Source organism: Nocardioides sp. GY 10113 (assembly GCF_004919105.1).
GTDB lineage: Bacteria > Actinomycetota > Actinomycetes > Propionibacteriales > Nocardioidaceae > Nocardioides.
Genome location: NZ_STGK01000001.1, coordinates 174,424 through 193,662, shown reverse-complemented (window position 1 = coordinate 193,662; position 19,239 = coordinate 174,424). Strand labels below are relative to the sequence as shown.

General features: G+C 71.9%; 15 protein-coding genes. 6 read left to right on the top strand and 9 right to left on the bottom strand.

The window, feature by feature from the left end; all coding sequences use genetic code 11:
* The first annotated feature begins 3 nt into the window (after window positions 1–3).
* Window positions 4–807 (top strand): septum formation family protein, encoded by an 804-nt coding sequence (locus tag E8D34_RS00815; protein WP_136592671.1) that lies wholly within the window; start codon window positions 4–6, stop codon window positions 805–807.
* Between the two features lie 17 nt (window positions 808–824).
* On the opposite strand, the gene E8D34_RS00810 is transcribed toward E8D34_RS00815, so the two are convergent.
* From E8D34_RS00810 to E8D34_RS00770, 8 genes are all read right to left on the bottom strand, one after another.
* The gene (locus E8D34_RS00810; protein WP_168929288.1) at window positions 825–1,502 is read right to left on the bottom strand and encodes a CbiX/SirB N-terminal domain-containing protein; all 678 of its coding nucleotides are present in this window, start codon (window positions 1,500–1,502) and stop codon (window positions 825–827) included.
* Complete coding sequence (locus tag E8D34_RS00805; protein WP_168929287.1) at window positions 1,499–2,623, bottom strand: uroporphyrinogen-III synthase; 1,125 nt, start codon at window positions 2,621–2,623, stop codon at window positions 1,499–1,501. The genes E8D34_RS00810 and E8D34_RS00805 overlap by 4 nt, the downstream gene beginning before the upstream one ends.
* Window positions 2,620–3,030: a nitrite reductase small subunit NirD gene (gene nirD, locus E8D34_RS00800; protein WP_136592669.1), complete on the bottom strand. Its 411-nt coding sequence runs from the start codon at window positions 3,028–3,030 to the stop codon at window positions 2,620–2,622. The genes E8D34_RS00805 and nirD overlap by 4 nt, the downstream gene beginning before the upstream one ends.
* Window positions 3,027–5,624: a nitrite reductase large subunit NirB gene (nirB, locus tag E8D34_RS00795; RefSeq protein WP_206056489.1), complete on the bottom strand. Its 2,598-nt coding sequence runs from the start codon at window positions 5,622–5,624 to the stop codon at window positions 3,027–3,029. Before nirB ends, nirD begins: the two co-directional genes overlap by 4 nt.
* Window positions 5,625–5,670: 46 nt before the next feature.
* Window positions 5,671–7,323: an FAD-dependent oxidoreductase gene (locus E8D34_RS21230; protein ID WP_240771011.1), complete on the bottom strand. Its 1,653-nt coding sequence runs from the start codon at window positions 7,321–7,323 to the stop codon at window positions 5,671–5,673.
* On the bottom strand, window positions 7,320–9,425 hold the full coding sequence (locus tag E8D34_RS00780) for a molybdopterin oxidoreductase family protein (protein WP_136592668.1): 2,106 nt from the start codon (window positions 9,423–9,425) through the stop codon (window positions 7,320–7,322). Before E8D34_RS00780 ends, E8D34_RS21230 begins: the two co-directional genes overlap by 4 nt.
* Before the next feature lie 197 nt (window positions 9,426–9,622).
* The gene (locus tag E8D34_RS00775; RefSeq protein WP_136592667.1) at window positions 9,623–11,140 is read right to left on the bottom strand and encodes a nitrate/nitrite transporter; all 1,518 of its coding nucleotides are present in this window, start codon (window positions 11,138–11,140) and stop codon (window positions 9,623–9,625) included.
* A 209-nt stretch (window positions 11,141–11,349) separates the two neighbouring features.
* Complete coding sequence (locus tag E8D34_RS00770; protein ID WP_206056488.1) at window positions 11,350–11,790, bottom strand: hypothetical protein; 441 nt, start codon at window positions 11,788–11,790, stop codon at window positions 11,350–11,352.
* 316 nt (window positions 11,791–12,106) lie between these two features.
* Between E8D34_RS00770 and E8D34_RS00765 the strand changes: the two genes are divergently transcribed.
* From E8D34_RS00765 to acs, 3 genes are all read left to right on the top strand, one after another.
* Window positions 12,107–12,391, top strand: coding sequence for a DUF4212 domain-containing protein (locus tag E8D34_RS00765; protein WP_136592666.1), 285 nt, complete (start codon window positions 12,107–12,109; stop codon window positions 12,389–12,391).
* Window positions 12,388–14,097, top strand: a complete 1,710-nt coding sequence (locus E8D34_RS00760; RefSeq protein WP_136592665.1) for a sodium:solute symporter family protein — start codon at window positions 12,388–12,390, stop codon at window positions 14,095–14,097. The genes E8D34_RS00765 and E8D34_RS00760 overlap by 4 nt, the downstream gene beginning before the upstream one ends.
* 136 nt (window positions 14,098–14,233) lie before the next feature.
* Window positions 14,234–16,225, top strand: coding sequence for an acetate--CoA ligase (gene acs / locus E8D34_RS00755; protein WP_136592664.1), 1,992 nt, complete (start codon window positions 14,234–14,236; stop codon window positions 16,223–16,225).
* Between the two features lie 109 nt (window positions 16,226–16,334).
* Here the strand turns inward: acs and nhaA are convergent, their stop codons facing one another.
* Window positions 16,335–17,747: a Na+/H+ antiporter NhaA gene (gene nhaA, locus E8D34_RS00750; RefSeq protein ID WP_206056487.1), complete on the bottom strand. Its 1,413-nt coding sequence runs from the start codon at window positions 17,745–17,747 to the stop codon at window positions 16,335–16,337.
* 105 nt (window positions 17,748–17,852) lie between these two features.
* Here nhaA and E8D34_RS00745 point away from each other — a divergent pair, with 105 nt between their 5' ends.
* On the top strand, window positions 17,853–18,254 hold the full coding sequence (locus tag E8D34_RS00745; RefSeq protein WP_136592663.1) for a phage holin family protein: 402 nt from the start codon (window positions 17,853–17,855) through the stop codon (window positions 18,252–18,254).
* Window positions 18,255–18,315: 61 nt separating this feature from the next.
* Entirely contained in the window at window positions 18,316–19,176 is an 861-nt protein-coding gene (locus E8D34_RS00740) for a fructosamine kinase family protein (RefSeq protein ID WP_136592662.1), read from the top strand.
* Window positions 19,177–19,239 lie beyond the last annotated feature (63 nt).

Here is a 19,239-nt window from a genome sequence, read left to right as displayed (position 1 = left end):
CTCATGCGCCTGCTCCACGCGTCCAACCCGCTCCGCCGCCTCCGCCCGCTCGCCGCGATCGCGGCCACCACCGCCCTGGCCGCGAGCATCGCGCTCACCTCGGCCACGGCCGCCCGCGCCGGCGAGCAGCCCGCGGAGCCGGACGGTCCTTCCTACGGCGCGCCCACGGTCGGCGAGTGCCACAAGTACGGCTGGAAGGTCTTCCTGAGCGACACCGACACCAGTCCGGCGGTGCCCTGCAGCGCCGTCCACACCGCCTACGTCCACAAGGTCGCCTACCTGCCCAGCGGACTCGCCTGGAGCACGACGGACGACGCCGCGTTCATGGAGAAGATCTACAACAAGGTCGTCCCCGGCTGCATGAAGTCCGTCCGGAAGACGCTCGACGCCCCCTGGGCCAAGGTGTCCAAGACCGCCTACGCCGGGGCCTTCTACTTCCCCACCGAGGACCAGATCGCGCACGGCGCCCGGTGGATCCGGTGCGACCTCATCCTCTTCGGCGGCAAGAGCAGCCTCCTGAACCTGCCGACGGTCAAGCCCGCACTGGGCAAGATCACCACGTCCGAGCGCGGCTGCATCGTGGTGCGCAAGGGCACCGGCTACCTGACCGGCTGCACCCAGACCCACCACTACCGGGCGGCCTCGACCCACCGGATGCCCGGAAGCGCCTACCCGGCGGAGAAGAAGTTCCAGAGGTTCGCCCGCACCCACTGCCCGCAGAAGCGGGCGTGGTGGGCCCGACTGAGCTCGCGGACGGACTGGAAGGCCGGCAACCACAACGTCCAGTGCTACGTGGCCGGGCGCTGACCACGCGGCTTCAGGGCTCAGCCTGAGGCCAGCGCCCGCGCGCGGTCGACCACCAGGTCCACCACGCGCGGGTGCGGGCCGATCACGTCGGCGACGACGGTCGCGCCCGCGGCCCGGGCCGCCTCCTCGAGGCGGCGGTGGAAGAACCCCGTCGCGAACAGGTACGGCGACACGGCGTCCCCCGGCTGCACGACCTCGTCGGGGCGCGGACCGAGCCCGGTCATCGTGGCCAGCCGCACCGGGCCGCCCCATGCCTCGGCGAGCGCGGCCACCGCGCCGTCCAGGTCCGCCAGCGCGTCCGGCTCCGAGGAGCCGGCGGCGACCATGACCAGCGGCTGGCCCACGGCCGCCCCCGCGGCGCGGAGGCGCTCCACCTGGGCAGCGGCGAGCAGCGGGTCCGGGCCCAGCTGGGCACCCAGCGCGACGTCCGAGCGGCCGGAGGCGGCGACCGCCTCGGGCAGGTCCTGGCGCACGTGGATCCCGGTGGAGAGCAGGGTCGGCAGCGCGACCACCGGGCCCGGCACCTGCGCCACCACGTCCGCGAAGAGCGGTGCGCAGAGCTCGACGTACGACGCCGTGGCCGGCCAGCCGAGCCGCTCACCGGCGGCGGCGGTGATCTCGGCGACCACCGTGTTGCCGGCCGCGGTCCGGGTGCCGTGCGCGACGGTGACCAGGTGCGGGGTGCCGGCGCTCACAGCGCGACCGCCAGCCGGTAGCCGCGCTTCACCACGGTCTGCACGCACCGCGTGCCGAGCGACGCGCGCAGCCGGGCGACGGCCATCTCCACCGCGTGCTCGGAGCCGGCGGTGCCCGAGGGCAGCGCGGCGAGCAGGTCACGCCGGGAGACCACGTTCCCCGGGTTGACCAGCAGCGCCTGGAGGACGGCGTACGGCGCCGGGGAGAGCTTCACCTCGACGCCGTCGACCAGCACGTCGTCGCCGTGCAGCAGCAGCGTGTGGCCGGCCACCTCCAGCGTGGTACCGGTGGCGCGCGAGGGCAGCTCGAGCTCGAGCTGCTTGATCATCGCCGCGAGCCGGGATCGCTCCGGGTAGACCGACGGCACGCCCCACATCTCGAACGCGGCCGCGGTCACCGGGCCCACGCAGGAGGCGATCACGTCGGCCTGGAAGGCGGTGACCACCTCGTCGCGGTGGCCGGTGGAGACGGCGGCCTCCATCAGTGCCGCGATCGCCGGCGCGGCGGTGAAGGTGACCGCCTGCACCCGGCGGGCCGCGATCTCCTCGATCAGGCCGAACATCGGCTCCGGGTCCTCGGCCCGCTCCACGCGGTAGACGGCCACGGTGGAGACGTCGGCGCCGCGGCGGCGCAGCGCGTGCGCGGCCATCGACAGCGACTGACCGTGCTCCTGGACCACGATCCGCAGTCCGGTCAGGTCACGCCGGCGCAGGTGGTCGAGCACGTCCTCGAAGCACTCCGACTCGGGTGCCCACAGCTCGCGCAGCCCGAACCGGCGCAGCGCGCCGACGCTCTTCGGGCCGCGGGCCAGGATCTCGGCGGCGCCGAGGTGGTCGAGCAGGTGGTCGCCCATCCCCCAGCCGTCGGCCAGGGTCAGCCAGGACTTCATGCCGATCCCCGTGGTCGCCACGAAGATGTCGACCGGCGCGGCCAGCACGTGCGCCGTGGCCGCCCTCAGCGCCGGCTCGTCGACCCGGTTCGGGTCCACCGACAGGGCCGGGGCGTGCACCACCTCCGCGCCGCGGCGCTCGAGCAGTGCGATCTGCTCCTCGGCTCTCCGGGCAGCCGTGACTCCGATCCGAAAGCCGTCGAGCGGCTGCGCCGGAGACTGCTGGATCACGTGCCCCCGCTCTCCCGTCGTCGGCCGACGACGACCACCCCGTCGATCACCCGCACCGGGTACGTCGGGACGCCGACCGCCTCGTCGTCGAGGCAGCGGCCGGTGCGCAGGTCGAACGGCTGCTTGTGCATCGGGCTCGCCACGAAGGGCACGTCGTTCCCGTCGATCGCCCTTGATCCGACGATGCCGCGCGACAGCACCGATGCCTTCGAGTAAGGATCGTAGTTGGAGATCGCGAAGACCTGGTCGTCGAACGTGCGAAACACCGCGACGGCCTCGCCGTCGACCAGGGCCGCGACGCCGCCCTCGACCTCGATCCGCTCCAGCGGGCAGACCACGGTGCCGACCGCCTCCGGCGCCGGGGAGCCGGTCGCGTCGCTGTTGCTGCCGGTGCTGATCGTGCTCATCGGGGGCCTCCGACGGGGATCGTGCTGCCGAGCGTGACCGGGCCCAGCGTGACCGGGCCGTCGCTGGCCGCGGGGGCGATCTGCCCGCGCTCGTCGCGGAAGGAGATGTGGGGGTCGGGCACGCCCGGGGCGTTGACGAAGGAGACGAAGCGCTGCAGCTTCTCCGGGTCCTCGACGGTGGCCTTCCACTCGTCGAAGTAGGTGTCGACGTGGCGACCCATCGCCGCCTCCAGCTCCGAGCCGAGCCCGAGCGCGTCGTCCACGACGATCTCGCGGACCCGGTCCAGGCCGCCCTCGAGGCTGTCGATCCAGGGCGCGGTGCGCTGCAGCCGGTCGGCGGTGCGGATGTAGTACATGAGGTAGCGGTCGAGGTAGCTGATCAACGTCGGGGTGTCGAGGTCGCCGGCCAGCAGCTGGGCGTGGGCCGGGGTGGCGCCGCCGTTGCCGCCGACGTAGAGGTTCCAGCCCTTCTCGGTCGCGATCACGCCGAAGTCCTTGCCGCGGGCCTCGGCGCACTCCCGGGCACAGCCGGAGACGCCGCCCTTGAGCTTGTGCGGCGAGCGCAGGCCCCGGTAGCGCAGCTCCAGCTCGATCGCGAGCCCGACCGAGTCCTGCACGCCGTACCGGCACCAGGTGGAGCCGACGCACGACTTCACCGTGCGCAGCGCCTTGCCGTAGGCGTGGCCGGACTCGAAGCCGGCGTCGACCAGCCGCTTCCAGATCAGCGGCAGGTCCTCCAGCCGGGCGCCGAACAGGTCGATGCGCTGGCCGCCGGTGATCTTCGTGTAGAGGCCGAAGTCGCGGGCCACCTCGCCGATCACGATCAGCTTCTCGGGGGTGATCTCGCCGCCGGGGATCCGCGGCACGACCGAGTAGGTGCCGTTCTTCTGGATGTTGGCCAGGTAGGCGTCGTTGGTGTCCTGCAGGGTGCGGTTGGAGCCGTCCAGCACGTGGTGGTTGAGCAGGCTGGCCAGGATCGAGGCGACGGCCGGCTTGCAGATGTCGCAGCCGCGGCCCCGGCCGTGGCCGGCGACGATGTCGTCGAAGCGGGTGTAGCCGTGGATCGCGACGACCTCGAAGAGCTCCTGGCGGGTCATCGGGAAGTGCTGGCACAGCGACCTGTCGACCTCCTTGCCGACGGAGGCGAAGTGGTCCTCGACGATCTTCTTGACCACGGTCTTGCAGGAGCCGCAGGTCGAGCCGGCCTTGGTGCAGGCGGTGACGCAGCCCGCGTCCCCGCAGGGGCCGCCGTCGTTGTGGGTGGCGTCGTCCGAGACGGCCGCCACGATCTCGGCCTTGGTCACGTTGTTGCAGGAGCACACCTGGGCGTCGTCGGGGAGACCCAGCTCGACGCCGCCGCGGCTCGCCGGCAGGATCAGCTCCTCCGGGTTCTCCGGCAGCTCCATGCCGCTGCCCACCATCGGCCGCAGTACGCCGTACGCGCTGGCGTCGCCGACCAGGATGCCGCCGAGCAGCTCGAACCCGCCGGTCGCGTTCTCGGCGACGACCAGCTTCTTGTAGATGCCGGCGACCGCGTCGGAGAAGACCAGCTCGAGGGCGTCGGGCGTGGTGCAGAAGGCGTCGCCGAACGAGGCCACGTCGACGCCCAGGAGCTTCAGCTTGGTCGACATGTCCGCGCCGGTGAACGCGCCGGCCTCGCCGCCGAGCAGTGTGTCGACCACGACCTCGGCCATCGTGTAGCCGGGCGCGACCAGCCCGTACATGCGGCCGCCCGGGGCGGCGCACTCGCCGATCGCCCAGATGTTGTCGATCGAGGAGCGGCACTGCTCGTCGACCAGGACGCCGCCGCGCTCGGCGATCTCCAGGCCGGCGGCGCGGGCGATCGCGTCGCGGGGGCGGATGCCGGCGGAGAAGATGACGATGTCCAGCGGCAGGGTGTCCTGATCCTTGAACCTGATGCCCGAGACCTTGCCGTCGGCGTCGCCGTCGATCAGCTCGGTCATCACGCCGGTGTGCACCGTCAGGCCGAGGTCCTCGATGTGCCGCTTGAGGGTGGCGCCGCCCGCGTCGTCCACCTGCACCGCCATCAGCCGCGGCGCCATCTCGACCACGTGGGTCTGCACGCCGAGCTGGTGCAGCGCGTTGGCCGCCTCCAGGCCGAGCAGGCCGCCGCCGATCACGGCGCCGGCGCGGGCGCCCCTGCTCGCCTCCCGGATCGCCTCGAGGTCCTCGATGGTCCGGTAGACGAAGACGTTGCCGAGGTCCTTGCCGGGCACCGGCGGCACGAACGGCGCGGCTCCGGTGGCCAGCACCAGCTCGTCGTAGGCCAGGACGTCGCCGTCGGCCAGCAGGAGGGTCTGCGTCTCGGGGTCGAGCCCGGTCACCTCCGCGCTCAGGCGCAGGGTCACCCGCGGGTCCTCGTAGGCGCCGCCGGGCAGGAACGACAGCGCCTCGTCGCCGACCTCGAAGAACGAGGTCAGCGCCACGCGGTCGTACGCCGGCCGCGGCTCCTCGCCGAGCACGGTGATGTCGTAGGTCTCGGTCAGCCCGCGCTCGATCGCCGCTTGGACGAAACGGTGTCCGACCATGCCGTGGCCGACCACGACGAGCTGCTTCCTCAGGTGCGGTGCCATCAGGGATTTCCTCTCAGGGGTGACGCGGGCGGGTCAGACCGGGTGGTCAGGCGTGGGCGGGGGTGGTGTCGAGCAGCTCGCGGACGGTGCCGGCGCAGCCGCCGCAGCCGGTGGTGGCGCGGGTGGTGGCGCGGACCTGCTCGAACGAGGAGCAGCCGCGGATCCGACCGGCCGAGACGCCCGCGCAGGCGCAGACCTCGGCGTCGTCGGGCAGGGTCCGGACGGTGCTGCCGGCGCCGGCGGGGCGGTCGGGCATCAGCAGCGCGCCCGGCTCGGTGGGTCCGAGCACGGTGCCGCGGTCGAAGTGCTGGGTGATCAGGCCGACCCGGGACAGGTCTCCGACCAGGGTGGCGGCCACGATCCGGCCGTCGCGCACCACGAGCCGGCGGTGGGAGCCGGCGATCGGGTTGGCCACCTCGACCACTTCGCCGCCGGCCTCGATCTCGGCGGCGGCGTCGCCGAGCACGGCGACGTCCAGGCCGGTGGCCCGGAGCCGGGCGACGATCCGGGTGCCGTCGTAGGTCTGCGCCCCATCGTCACCGGAACGGTCGGCGAGCAGCCCGGCCAGGATGCCGGCCTGCTCCCACGCCGGCGGCACGAAGCCGGTCACCCGGCCGTCGTGCTGGGCGCAGTCGCCGATCGCATGGATCGCCGGGTCGGTGACGCTGGCCAGCCGGTCGTCGACGACGATCCCCCGCCGCACCTCGAGCCCGGCGCCACGGGCCAGCGCGGTCGAGGGTCGGCCGCCGGCGGTGAGCACCACCAGGTCCGTGTCGAGGGTGACGCCGTTGTCCAGGCGCAGCGCGAACCGGCCGGGGTGGCGGGGCAGCGGGTCCAGCACCCGCACGTCGCCGCCCACGCCGCCGCCGGCGACGCCCGGCCCGGCGGTCGCGCCGGCGGGGCCCGAGGTGCCGACCCCGGCCGGCAGGGCCGCGTCGCTGAGCCGGACCGCGCGGGCGCCGGTGTAGACGTCGACGCCCAGCCTGCGCAGGTCGCGGGCGAGGATCCGGCCGGCCGCGGTGTCCAGCTGGGTGTGCAGCAGGTGGTCGCCGCCCTCGACGATCTCGGTGTCCAGGCCGCGGGCGCCGAGCGCGCGGGCGACCTGCAGGCCGAGCAGGCCGCCGCCGACCACCACGGCGCGGCGGTTCACCGGCTCCCCGGAGGCGCCGGCCGAGGGGTCGGTCGCGGTGACCGCCGCCAGCAGCTGCTGGCAGTCGGCCAGCGAGCGGAAGGCGTGCACGGCCTCGTGCAGCGTGCCGTCCATCCGGACCAGGCCCCGGATCGGCGGCAGCGTCGGGATGCTGCCCGTGGCGAGCACGAGGACGTCGTACTCGACGAGGGTGCCGTCGACCATCATCACGTCGCGACGCTCGGGGTCGACCCCGAGCACGCGGGTGCCGAGCCGCAGGTCGATGCCGTGGTCGGCGTACCAGCCGGGCTCGCGCAGCGTCAGCGCCTCGGGTCGGTGCGTGCCCTCCAGGACCGCCGAGAGCAGGATCCGGTTGTACGGCGCCACCGGCTCGTCGCCGAGCACGGTGATCCGGTCGCGGGCGTGGACGCCGCGGATCACCAGCTCCTCGACCAGCCGGGTGGCGGCCATCCCGGACCCGATCACCACGATCCGGCGGTCCCCCCGGTGGTTGAGGTGCGAGGCCGCCCGCGGCCGAGCCTCGAAACCACCACCCCCCGCGGCGCTCACCGGGTCACCTCCGCGGCGCAGACCTTGAACTCCGGCATCCGGCTGGAGGGGTCGAGCGCGTCGTTGGTGAGCCGGTTGGCGCCGACCCAGTGGAACGGCACGAAGACGGTGTCGGGGCGGATCGTGGTGACCACCCTCGCCGGGGCCTTCATCTCCCCGCGACGGGTGCGGACGACGACCGGCTCGCCGTCGTGGGCGCCGATCCGGTGGGCGAGCATCGGGTGCAGCTCGACGAACGCGCCCTCGTCGGGCAGCGACCTGATCCGGCGGGTCTGGGCGCCCGACTGGTACTGGCCGAGGACCCGGCCGGTGGTCAGGTGCACCGGGTAGGTCGCGTCCGGCTCCTCGGCGGCGCCGACGAACTCGGGGACCACGAACCGCGCGCGGCCGTCGGCGTGCGCGAAGGAGTCGGCGAACATCCGCGGCGTGCCCGGGTGCGCCGCAAGACCCTCGGGGGCCGCGGGGCAGGGCCAGAAGACGCCCGCCTCGGCCTCGATCCGGTCGTAGGTGATGCCGGAGTAGTCGGCCTTGCCGCCGGCCGAGGCGCGGCCCAGCTCGGCGAAGATCTCCTCGGGGTCGGTGGAGAAGCCGATCGGGGCGTCCAACCGCTCGGCCAGGCCGGCGACCACCTCCAGGTCGCTACGCACGCCCGCGGGCGGGGAGACGGCGCGCCGGCGGAGGATCACCCGGCCCTCGAGGTTGGTCATCGTGCCGGTCTCCTCGGCCCACTCGGTCACCGGCAGCACCACGTCGGCGATGGCCGCGGTCTCCGACATCACCAGGTCGCAGACGACCAGCAGGTCGAGGGAGTCCAGGCGCTCGGTGACGTGGCTGGCGCGCGGGGCGGAGACGACGATGTTGGAGCCGTGCACCAGCAGCGCCTTCGGCCCGTCCTCGGTGCCGAGCGCGTCGAGCAGCTCGTAGGCCGAGCGGCCCTTCCCGGGCAGGCTGTCGGCGTCGACCCCCCAGACGCCGGCGACGTGGGCGCGGGCGGCGGGGTCGTCGATCATCCGGTAGCCGGGCAGCTGGTCGGCCTTCTGGCCGTGCTCGCGGCCGCCCTGGCCGTTGCCCTGTCCGGTCAGGCAGCCGTAGCCGGAGTACGGGGCGCCGGGCAGGCCGAGCGCCAGCGCCACGTTGATCCAGCCGAGGACGGTGGCGGTCCCCTGGGCGTGCTGCTCGGCGCCGCGCGCGGTGAGCACCATCGCCGCGCTGGCGCCGGCGAGCAGGTCGACCAGGGCGCGCAGCTCGTCGGTGCCGACGCCGGTGACCCGCTCGACCCGCTCGGGCCACCAGGCGGCGGCGCCGCGCCGGGCCTCCTCGAAGCCGGTGGTGCGGACGGCGACGTACTCCTCGTCGACCAGCCCTCGGGCGTCCAGCAGGTGCAGGACGCCGAGCGCGAGGGCCAGGTCGGTGCCGGGGACCGGCTGGAGGAAGAGGTCGGCCCGCTCCGCGGTGCTGGTCAGCCGCGGGTCGATCACCACGACCTTGCCGCCGCGCTCACGGAGCCGGTCCAGGTGACGGGCCGCGGGGGGCATGGTCTCGGCGAGGTTGGAGCCGACCAGGATCACCAGGTCGGTCTGCTCGATGTCGGCGAGGGGGAACGGGAGGCCGCGGTCGATGCCGAGGGCCTGGTTGCCGGCGCTGGCGGCGGAGCTCATGCACCAGCGGCCGTTGTAGTCGATCTGGCTGGTGCCCAGCGCGACCCGGGCGAACTTGCCGAGCTGGTAGGCCTTCTCGTTGGTGAGGCCCCCGCCGCCGAAGACGGCGACCGCGTCCCTGCCGTGGTCGTCCTGGATCGCGCGGATCCGGGCGGCGACCAGGTCGAGGGCCTCGTCCCAGTCGGCCGAGCGCAGCTCGCCGGTGGCGCGGTCCCGGACCAGCGGGGTGGTGAGCCGCTCCCGGTGGCCACGCAGCTCGCCGGCGGTCCAGCCCTTGCGGCACAGGGCGCCCTCGTTGACGGGGAACTCGTCCCAGGCGCCGGTGGTGATGCCGGCGCGGCCGATGCGGGAGACCGTCATGCCGCACTGCAGGGAGCAGTAGGGGCAGTGCGTGCGGGTGGCGGGCCGGGTGGGCTCCGCTCCGGTCACGGGCGTCTCGGTCATGGCATCCATTCCAGTGGCCTGGGGTTTCATCGCTGCTCCCTTCTGTTTCCGGTACTGACAACTCGGTCTCACGGCCTCACCACGCCCGGTGGTTGAGGTGCGAGGCGCCCCGGCGCCGAGCCTCGAAACCACCACCCCCGAGGGGGCCGGGTTTCGAGGCTCGCTCCGCTCACACCTCAACCGGCGGCGGTGGTGCGTCAGATGCCAGCCTTGGCGTAGCTGACGTGCGCGCGGGCCGGGTGCGGCGTGCGCAGGTAGACCGCCCAGGTGACGACGGCGCAGACGACGTAGAACGCGGTGAAGATGAAGAACGCGATCTTCGTGGCCTCCATCGGCGCGCTGATGAACGGCGAGGCGAAGGTGATCGGGATCAGGAAGCCACCGAGGGCACCGGCGGCGCCGATGATGCCGATCGCGGCCGAGGCGCGCTTGGTGGCTCCTGCCAGGGCGGAGGCGCGCTCGGGACTGCCGGGCTCCCCGACCCGGGAGGCCTCGGTCCTGAAGACCGCCGGGATCATCTTGTAGACCGACCCGTTGCCGATGCCGGTGAAGGCGAAGACCAGCAGGAAGAAGGCGAGGAACAGCGGGAACCAGGCCTCGTTGTCGGCCGCGATCGCGACCTCCTTGTTCGGGTTCGGCGTGAGCTGGGTCAGCGTCCACAGCACGGCAGCGGTGAAGGTGATCAGGCCCGCGAAGGAGATCAGGGTGATCCGCGCGCCGCCGTACTTGTCGGCCAGCCAGCCGCCGAAGGGGCGGGTGAAGGAGCCGACCAGCGCGCCGAGGAAGGCGTAGTAGGCGAAGAAGACGCCGGTGCCGAGCGGGGCAGGCTCGGGGACCCAGAAGTTGATCTTGATCAGCAGCGGCATCGCGGCGGAGTAACCGATGAACGAGCCGAAGGTGCCGACGTAGAGGAACGCCATGATCCAGGTCTGCTTCTTCTTCAGGACAGCGAGCTGGGACTTCGTGTCGGTCTTGGCGGTGCCCAGGTTGTCCATGAAGAAGTACGCCGCGAGCGTGGCCACGACGGCGAGGCCGGCGTAGACCCAGGCGGCGCGCTCGAGGTGGATGCCGCCGTCGGAGGCCTTCACGATGCCGAAGATGCCGGCGCCGCCGACCAGGATCGGCAGGAAGAACTGGATGAACGCGACACCGACGTTGCCGCCGGCGGCGTTGAGGCCGAGCGCGGCGCCCTTCTTGCTGGCCGGGTAGAAGAAGTTGATGTTCGCCATCGAGGAGGAGAAGTTGCCGCCGCCGAGACCGGCGGTCGCGGCGATCAGGCAGAACGCCCAGTACGGCGTGCTCGGGTTGGTGACGGCCCAGGCGAAGGTCAGGGTCGGGACGAGGAGCAGTGAGGCACTGACCATCGTCCAGTTGCGACCGCCGATCTTGCCGACCATGAGGGTGTAGGGCACCCGCAGCAGCGAGCCGATCAGGTTCGGGATGGCGACCATGAAGAAGAGCTGCTGGGGCGTGAAGTCGAAGCCCTGGGCGACGAGGAAGGCCGAGCTGACGCTCCAGATCAGCCAGACCGAGAAGCCCAGGTGCTCGGAGAAGATCGACCAGATCAGGTTGCGACGCGCGATCCGGGAGCCTCCGGACTCCCAGAAGGCCTCGTCCTCGGGATTCCACTCCTCGATCCACCGCTTGGTGCGGCGGTGCGGGTGGGCGGTGGCGGTGGCGGGGGTGCTCGAATCGGGCGGCGATGCGAGGGACATCTCGGGCTCCTGGCGGACAGGGGTCGGTGTGGGATGTCACCGATCCTGGGAGCCGGGTGTGTCACCCGAATGTGTCGCGGGATCCCGTTGCGTCAACTCCGTCTCACGCCCTCACACTTCTCACCGCCTCACCGTGAGATCACGCATCTTCCCAGGTGAGGCCGTGAGAATCCGCCGCAGCCGGGCGTGAGGCCGTGAGGGCGACAGCGTCAGGACTGCGGAGCGACCGGCAGCGGCTCGCGCAGCAGCCGCGCGGCGCAGCCGAGGGCGAGGACGCCGCCGCCGGCGACCATCACCAGCCCGGGGCCGGGCATCCAGCCGCCCGTGCCGACCAGGCTCAGCACGTGCACCAGCTGCCAGGCGGGCACGACCAGGGCGATGGCCGCCATCAGTCCCGCGTGCACGGCGCCCACCTTGCGGAAGGGGAGCAGCACCCCGGCGAGGCCGAGCATCGCCCCGTAGAACGTCCACAGGCCCGGCCCGAGGGCGCCCGACTTCGGCGCGCCGCCGACGTAGAGCCAGGGCAGGAAGGACCCGATCATCACCAGCACCACGGCGAGGATCAGCCGCTTGCGTGCCGGGTGCACGGGCTGCCGGGCTCGGGTGGAGGGGACGAGGGAGACGCGTCGCTCGGCCGGTGTGGTCGCCATGGGGCGACGGTAACCGGAGTGACGCACGTCACGCAGCCCCTCAGGTGGCCGACGACCGGTCACCCCGTCGGATCGAGCGCCGACGGGCGCGACGAGCGGTCGTGCTGGAGCGACGAACGGTCGAATTCGGGGGTGCCGGGCGGCCGTCCCGGTGCCGCCGACCGCTCATCGCTCATTCCGGCACGCTCGGCGCAAAATGTGACCGGCGCCACAGTTTTGTCTTGACCGTCCCCCCGGGGATTGCTTGCCTCGTGCTCCAAAAGTGGTGTCGGTCACAGCCGACTCCGGGACAGCGCGACTACCTGTGGAGGGTGCCGTGGACGAGCAAGCCCGCCGTGACTACTGGCGGAAGAACGTACGACTACTGAGCGTGCTGCTGACGATCTGGGCCCTGGTCTCCTTCGGAGCCGGGATCTTCTTCGCCGACGCACTCAACAACATGGAGGTCGCGGGCTTCCCGATCGGCTTCTGGTTCGCCAACCAGGGCTCGATCCTGATCTTCCTCGCCCTGATCGCCGTCTACGTGTGGCGGATGGACAAGCTCGACAGGGACTACGGCATCGACATCGACGACTACGAGGGGGAGGTGCACCACTCATGAGTGACATCCAGATCTGGACGCTCGTCTTCGTCGTCCTCACCTTCAGTGTCTACATCTACGTCGCGTACGCCAGCCGGGTCTCCGACACCTCCGGCTTCTACGTCGCCGGCGGCGGGATCCCGGCGCCGGCCAACGGCGCCGCGATCGCCGCGGACTGGATGAGCGCCGCGTCGTTCATCTCGATGGCGGGCCTCATCGCGCTCGCCTACAACGGCTACGGCGGCTCGGCGTTCCTGATGGGCTGGACGGGCGGCTACGTGCTGCTCGCCCTCCTGCTGGCGCCGTACCTGCGGAAGTTCGGCAAGTACACGATCCCGGACTTCGTGGGCGACCGGTACAACGAGACCGCGCGCTTGATCGCCGTGGTCTGCGCGATCGTCGTGTCGCTGACCTACGTCGTCGGCCAGATGGCCGGTGTCGGCGTGGTGTTCAGCCGGTTCCTCCAGGTCGACACCACCGTCGGCGTCATCATCGGCATGGCGATCGTGCTCTTCTACGCCGTCCTCGGCGGTATGAAGGGCATCACCTGGACCCAGGTCTGCCAGTACTCGGTGCTGATCGTGGCCTACCTGATCCCGGCGGTCGCGATCTCGGCCAAGCTGACCGACATCCCGCTCCCCCAGATCGGGTTCGGCCAGATCCTGGCCGAGCTGGAGGCGCTCCAGTCCGAGCTCGGCTTCGGCGAGTACACCTCGGCGCTGACCGGCAGCAGCCAGCTCAACATGTTCCTGCTGACCGCCACGCTGATGTTCGGTACGGCGGGCCTGCCGCACGTGATCGTCCGGTTCTACACGGCCAAGAACGTGCGGGCCGCCCGCTACTCCGCGCTGTGGGCGCTGTTCTTCATCGCGCTGCTCTACACCACCGCTCCCACGGTGGCGGCGTTCGCGAAGTACAACATCCTCACCGAGTCGCAGGCCGGCACCCTGGCGGACCAGACCTGGTTCGACAAGTGGGCCGACGTCGGGCTGATCACCGGCCTCGACGGCGGCGCGGTCACCGACCTCAACGGCAACGGGGCGATCGACTTCCTCGGCGGCGCCGGCAACGAGGTGCTCATCAACAACGACATCCTGGTGCTCGCCTCGCCGGAGATCGGCGGCCTCCCGGCCCCGATCGTCGGCCTGGTCGCGGCCGGCGGCCTGGCCGCCGCGCTGTCGACGGCGTCGGGCCTGCTGCTGGTGATCTCCTCGGCGGTCGCGAACGACATCTACCACAAGCGGATCAACCCGGCGGCGCCGGAGAAGACCCAGCTGCTGGTGGCCCGGATCTCGATGGCCGTGGCGGTCGTCGTGGCCGGCTGGCTCGGCATCAACCCGCCCGGCTTCGCAGGCCAGGTGGTCGCCTTGGCCTTCGGATTCGCGGCCGCGACCTTCTTCCCGATCCTGGTCCTCGGGATCTTCTGGAAGAAGTGCACGGCCGCGGGCGCCGCGGCGGGCATGGCCGTCGGGCTCGCCGTCACCGCGGCGTACTTCGTCTGGACGCTGCCGTCCGACTCGGCCTGGTTCTTCCTCGGGAAGGACCCGATCCTGGACATCGCCCCGACCGGCTTCGGCTTCATCGGGATGCTGCTGAACTTCGCGACCATCATCGTGGTCTCGCAGTTCACGACGAAGCCCTCGGAGACCATGCAGGAGCTGGTCGAGGAGATCCGCTACCCCGGTCGCACCGACCTCGTGGCGAAGCACGCACAGGGCGAGATCTGACCCATCCACCACGCGGGGCGGCGGTCCGGGAAGGAGCCGGACCGCCGCCCCGTCGGCTTCATCGAGAACGCGCCCCCGCACCCCTTCGACAGGGTTCTAGTGTGGTGCGCATCACCCCACCCCATCAGGAGAGATCGTGAGCAAGACCGAGGAGACCCTGGCCAACCTCCTGAAGGAGGACCGCCGCTTCGAACCGCCGGCCGAGCTCGCCGCGAACGCGAACCTCACCGCCGCGGCGTACGACGCGGCCGCGGCCGACCCGGAAGGGTTCTGGGCCGAGCAGGCCGCCCGCCTCGACTGGGCCGAGCCCTTCAGCCAGGTCCTCGACTGGTCCGACGCCCCGTTCGCGAAGTGGTTCGTCGGCGGCCGGATCAACGCGGCGTACAACTGCGTGGACCGGCACGTCGAGGCCGGCCGCGGCGACAAGGTCGCGATCCACTGGGTCGGCGAGCCGCTGGACGACACCCGCGACCTCACCTACGCCGACCTGCAGCGCGAGGTCTCGAAGGCCGCCAACGCGCTGACCGACCTCGGCGTGGCCACCGGCGACCGGGTCGCGATCTACATGCCGATGATCCCCGAGGCGATCGTCACGATGCTGGCCTGCGCCCGGATCGGCGCGCCGCACACGGTCGTCTTCGGCGGCTTCTCCTCCGAGGCGCTCGCCTCGCGGATCGAGGACTGCCAGGCCAAGGTCGTGGTCACCGCGGACGGCGGCTACCGCCGGGGCGCCCCCTCCGCGCTGAAGCCCGCGGTCGACGAGGCGGTGCAGAAGGCCGCCGACGCCGGCCACAAGGTCGAGAGCGTGCTCGTGGTCCGGCGTACCGGCCAGGAGGTGGCCTTCGACGGTCCGGACCAGGGCGGCATCGACGTGTGGTGGCACGACGTCGTCGACGGCGCCTCGGACCAGCACACCCCGGAGGCGTTCGACAGCGAGCACCCGCTCTACGTCATGTACACCTCGGGCACCACCGGCAAGCCGAAGGGCATCTTGCACACCACCGGCGGCTACCTGGTCGGCACCTCCTACACCCATCACGCGGTCTTCGACCTCAAGCCGGAGACCGATGTCTACTGGTGCACCGCCGACATCGGCTGGGTGACCGGCCACTCCTACATCGTCTACGGCCCGCTGGCCAACGGCGTCACCCAGGTGCTCTACGAGGGCACCCCGGACAGCCCCGAGCGCGGCCGCTGGTGGCAGATCGTGCAGGACTACCGGGTCTCGATCTTCTACACCGCGCCGACCGCGATCCGCTCGTTCATGAAGCAGGGCCGCGAGGTGCCGGACTCCTTCGACATGTCCTCGCTGCGCATCCTGGGCTCCGTCGGGGAGCCGATCAACCCGGAGGCCTACGTCTGGTACCGCCACGTCATCGGCGGCGACCGCACCCCCGTCGTCGACACCTGGTGGCAGACCGAGACCGGCGCGATCATGATCTCCCCGCTGCCCGGCGTCACCGCCGGCAAGCCCGGCTCGGCGATGACCCCGATCCCCGGCGTGTTCGCTGACGTGGTCGACGACGAGGGGAGGTCGGTGCCGAACGGCTCCGGCGGCTATCTCGTGGTCACCCAGCCGTGGCCCTCGATGTTGCGCACCATCTGGGGCGACGACAAGCGGTACGTCGACACCTACTGGTCGCGGTTCCGCAAGGAGGGCTACTACTTCGCCGGCGACGGCGCCAAGAAGGACACCGACGGTGACATCTGGGTGCTCGGCCGGGTCGACGACGTCATGAACGTCTCCGGCCACCGGCTCTCCACCACCGAGATCGAGTCCGCGCTGGTCTCCCACCCGAAGGTCGCCGAGTCTGCGGTGGTCGGCGCCACCGACCCCGACACCGGCCAGGCGGTGGTGGCGTACGTGATCCTTCGCGAGGAGGCCGGCGACGGCGGCCCCGACATCGTCAAGGAGCTCTCCGACCACGTCCGCCACGAGATCGGCCCGATCGCCAAGCCGCGGCAGATCATGATCGTGCCCGAGCTGCCCAAGACCCGCTCCGGCAAGATCATGCGGCGGCTGCTCCGCGACGTCGCGGAGGGCCGGGACGTCGGTGACACCCAGACGCTCGCCGACTCCTCGATCATGGACCTGATCTCCGCGGGGAAGAGCACCTCCACCGAGTAGCGCGAGTGGGTGGGGAGCCCCGGCCGAGTCGGTCCTCAGGACCGGCCCAGCAATGCGAAAGCGACCGCCGAGTCATCTCGGCGGTCGCTTTCTCACGTCTCGGGTGTCGCTAGGGCGCGACTGGGACGTCGTCTTCGACCGACTCGGCGGGCTGGGTGTCGTCGGTGCCGACCTTGCTGGTCAGCACCAGCAGCACGACGCCCACCACCGCAGCCACCAGCGAGGCGATCAGGATGCCCACCTTGGCCTCGTCGGTGATCGCCGGGGAGTCGGGGAAGGAGAGACCGGCGATGAACAGCGACACCGTGAAGCCGATGCCCGCGACCATGCCGATGCCCGCGAGCTGACCCCAGTTGCTGCCCTGCGGCATCCGACCCAGACCGAACCGGATGGCGAGGAACGCCGCCGCCAGGATGCCCAGCGGCTTGCCGATCACGAGGCCGGCCCCGATCGCCAGCGCCGCGGTCGAGGTGACCGCGTCGCCCAGCGCGCCACCGGTCAGCACCACGCCGGCGTTGGCGAGCGCGAAGATCGGCAGCACCACGTAGGAGGAGACCGGGTGCAGGCGGGACTGCTGGCGCTCGGCGAGCGCCACCGACTCCTCCAGGAGGAAGCGCAGCCGGTGCACCTCCTCGGCGTCGAGCTCCCGGTCCTTGAGCGCGGTGACGGCGTAGTTCTTCGCCACCGAGGGCTCCAGCAGGGCCGTCGCCGGGGTCAGCAGGCCGACCGCGACACCGGCCAGCGTGGCGTGCACGCCGGACTCCAGCAGCGCGAACCAGATGCCGAGGGCGAGCACCAGGTGGACCGAGCCGGCCCAGAACTTGATCACCCGCAGGAACGCCATCACCGCGAGCAGCAGCAGCGCCAGGCCGAGCCAGCCGAGCGACAGGTCGCTGGTGTAGAAGACCGCGATCACGATGATCGCGCCGATGTCGTCGACGATCGCCAGCGTCAGCAGGAACAGGCGCGCCGAGGACGGGATCCGCCGCCCGAGCACACCCAGCACACCGACCGCGAACGCGATGTCGGTGGCCATCGGGATGCCCCACCCGGCGCTGGCGTCGCCGCCGCCCGCGATGAGGGCGTAGATCCCCGCCGGGACGAGCATGCCGCCGAGCGCGGCCACGATCGGCAGCGCGGCCGTCCGGGGGTCGCGCAGGTCGCCGTGGACGATCTCGTACTTGATCTCCAGACCGACGACGAAGAAGAAGATGGCCATCAGGCCGTCGTTGACCCAGTGCTGCAGCGACTCCTCGATGTGGAAGTCGCCGAGGTGGATCGAGAGCTCGGTGTGCCAGAAGTGGTCGTAGGCCTCGGCCCAGCCGTCGAAGGGCAGGTTCACCCAGAGCAGCGCGGCGATCGTCGCCGCCAGCAGCAGCAACGAGCCCGCCGCCTCGATGCGGAGGAACTCGCGCAGCGGTCGGGCGACGTACTTCGCGATCGGGCGGTCACTGGCGGTCCAGACGGGCCCCTGCTTCCAGAGCTCGTCCGGGGCACGTTCGGGGCGGTCGGTGGGCGTCACATGGCCTCCAGGCGGGGGTGGAGAACGGGCAGGGCGAATCGACTGCCGACCAGACTTCCCGGCTCACCTGTCAGCGATCCTATCGATATCGGTATGGTCGTCGGCATGGCCACCGACCCGATCGCCGAAGAGCCCACCATCGGGCGCCTGATCAAGGACGCACAGAGCGACATCTCGATCCTCGTCCGCAAGGAGATCGAGCTCGCCAAGTCCGAGCTCAAGGTGAGCGTGACCGCCGGAGGCACCGGCGTCGCCCTCCTCGGCGTCGCGGCGTTTCTGCTGCTGCTGGCGCTGATCATGTTCTCGGTCGCGCTCGCCTACTTCATCCACTGGAACGGCGAGGGCCTCGACCTGCAGTGGGCGTTCCTCTGCGTGGTCGGCATCTACGTGCTGCTGGCCGCGCTGGTCGGCTTCATCGGCGTTCGCCGGTTCAAGAAGGTCAGGGCGCCGGAGCGTGCCATCAACCAGGGTCGTGAGATCCCGAAGGCGCTCAAGGGGCAGGCCTGAGGCACCACGCGCCTCGGCGTAGCCAGCACCGCCCGGCCGGACCCGTGGGAGGTGAGGCGGGGTGGCTCGGCAACCGGTGATCGCTGAGCGCGCCGAGCAGCTGCTCGGCACCGCGGTGATCGCCACCGCACCGGTCGCCGGAGGCGACATCGCCACCGCGGTGAAGCTCCGGCTCTCCACCGGCCGCTCCGCCCTGCTCAAGACCCTCACCCCGGCGCCGCCGCGGTTCTTCGCCGCCGAGGCCACCGGGCTGCGCTGGCTCTCCGAGGTCCCCGGCGGTGCCGCCACTCCGGAGGTGCTCGCCGTCGCCGAGGACTGCATCATCCTCGGCTGGGTCGAGCCGGGGCGCCCGGACGCGGATGCCGCCGCCGGCTTCGGCCGTGCCCTGGCGCGCACCCACGCGGCGGGCGCGGCGTCGTACGGCGGCCCGACCGACGGCTACATCGGTCGGCTGCCGATGCCGAACCGCCCGCTCGACACGTGGGCGGAGTTCTACGCCGAACGACGGATCCGGCCCTACCTCACGGTGGCCCGGAACAAGGGACTGCTCGCGCCGGAGGACGCGGACGCCATCGAGCGCGCCGCGGCGGCCTGTGCCGAGATCGTCCCCGAGGAGCCGCCGGCGCGACTGCACGGCGACCTGTGGAACGGCAACGTGCTCTGGGGCGCGGAGGGCCGCGTCGTCGTCATCGACCCCGCCGCCCACGGCGGCATGCGGGAGATGGACCTGGCGATGCTGGCGCTCTTCGGACTGCCGCAGCTGCCGGCGGTGATGGCCGCCTACCAGGAGGAGACCCCGCTGGCCGAGGGCTGGGAGGACCGGCTCGCGTACCACCAGCTCTACCCGCTGCTGGTGCACACCTGCCTCTTCGGCGGCCAGTACGGCGCCCGTGCCGGCCGGTTGGCGCGCCGCTTCGCCTGAGCCGACCCGCTGCGCCGACCCGGCGCCGCCCGCCCCGCGGCGCGCTCTCAGCGCCCGCTCAGC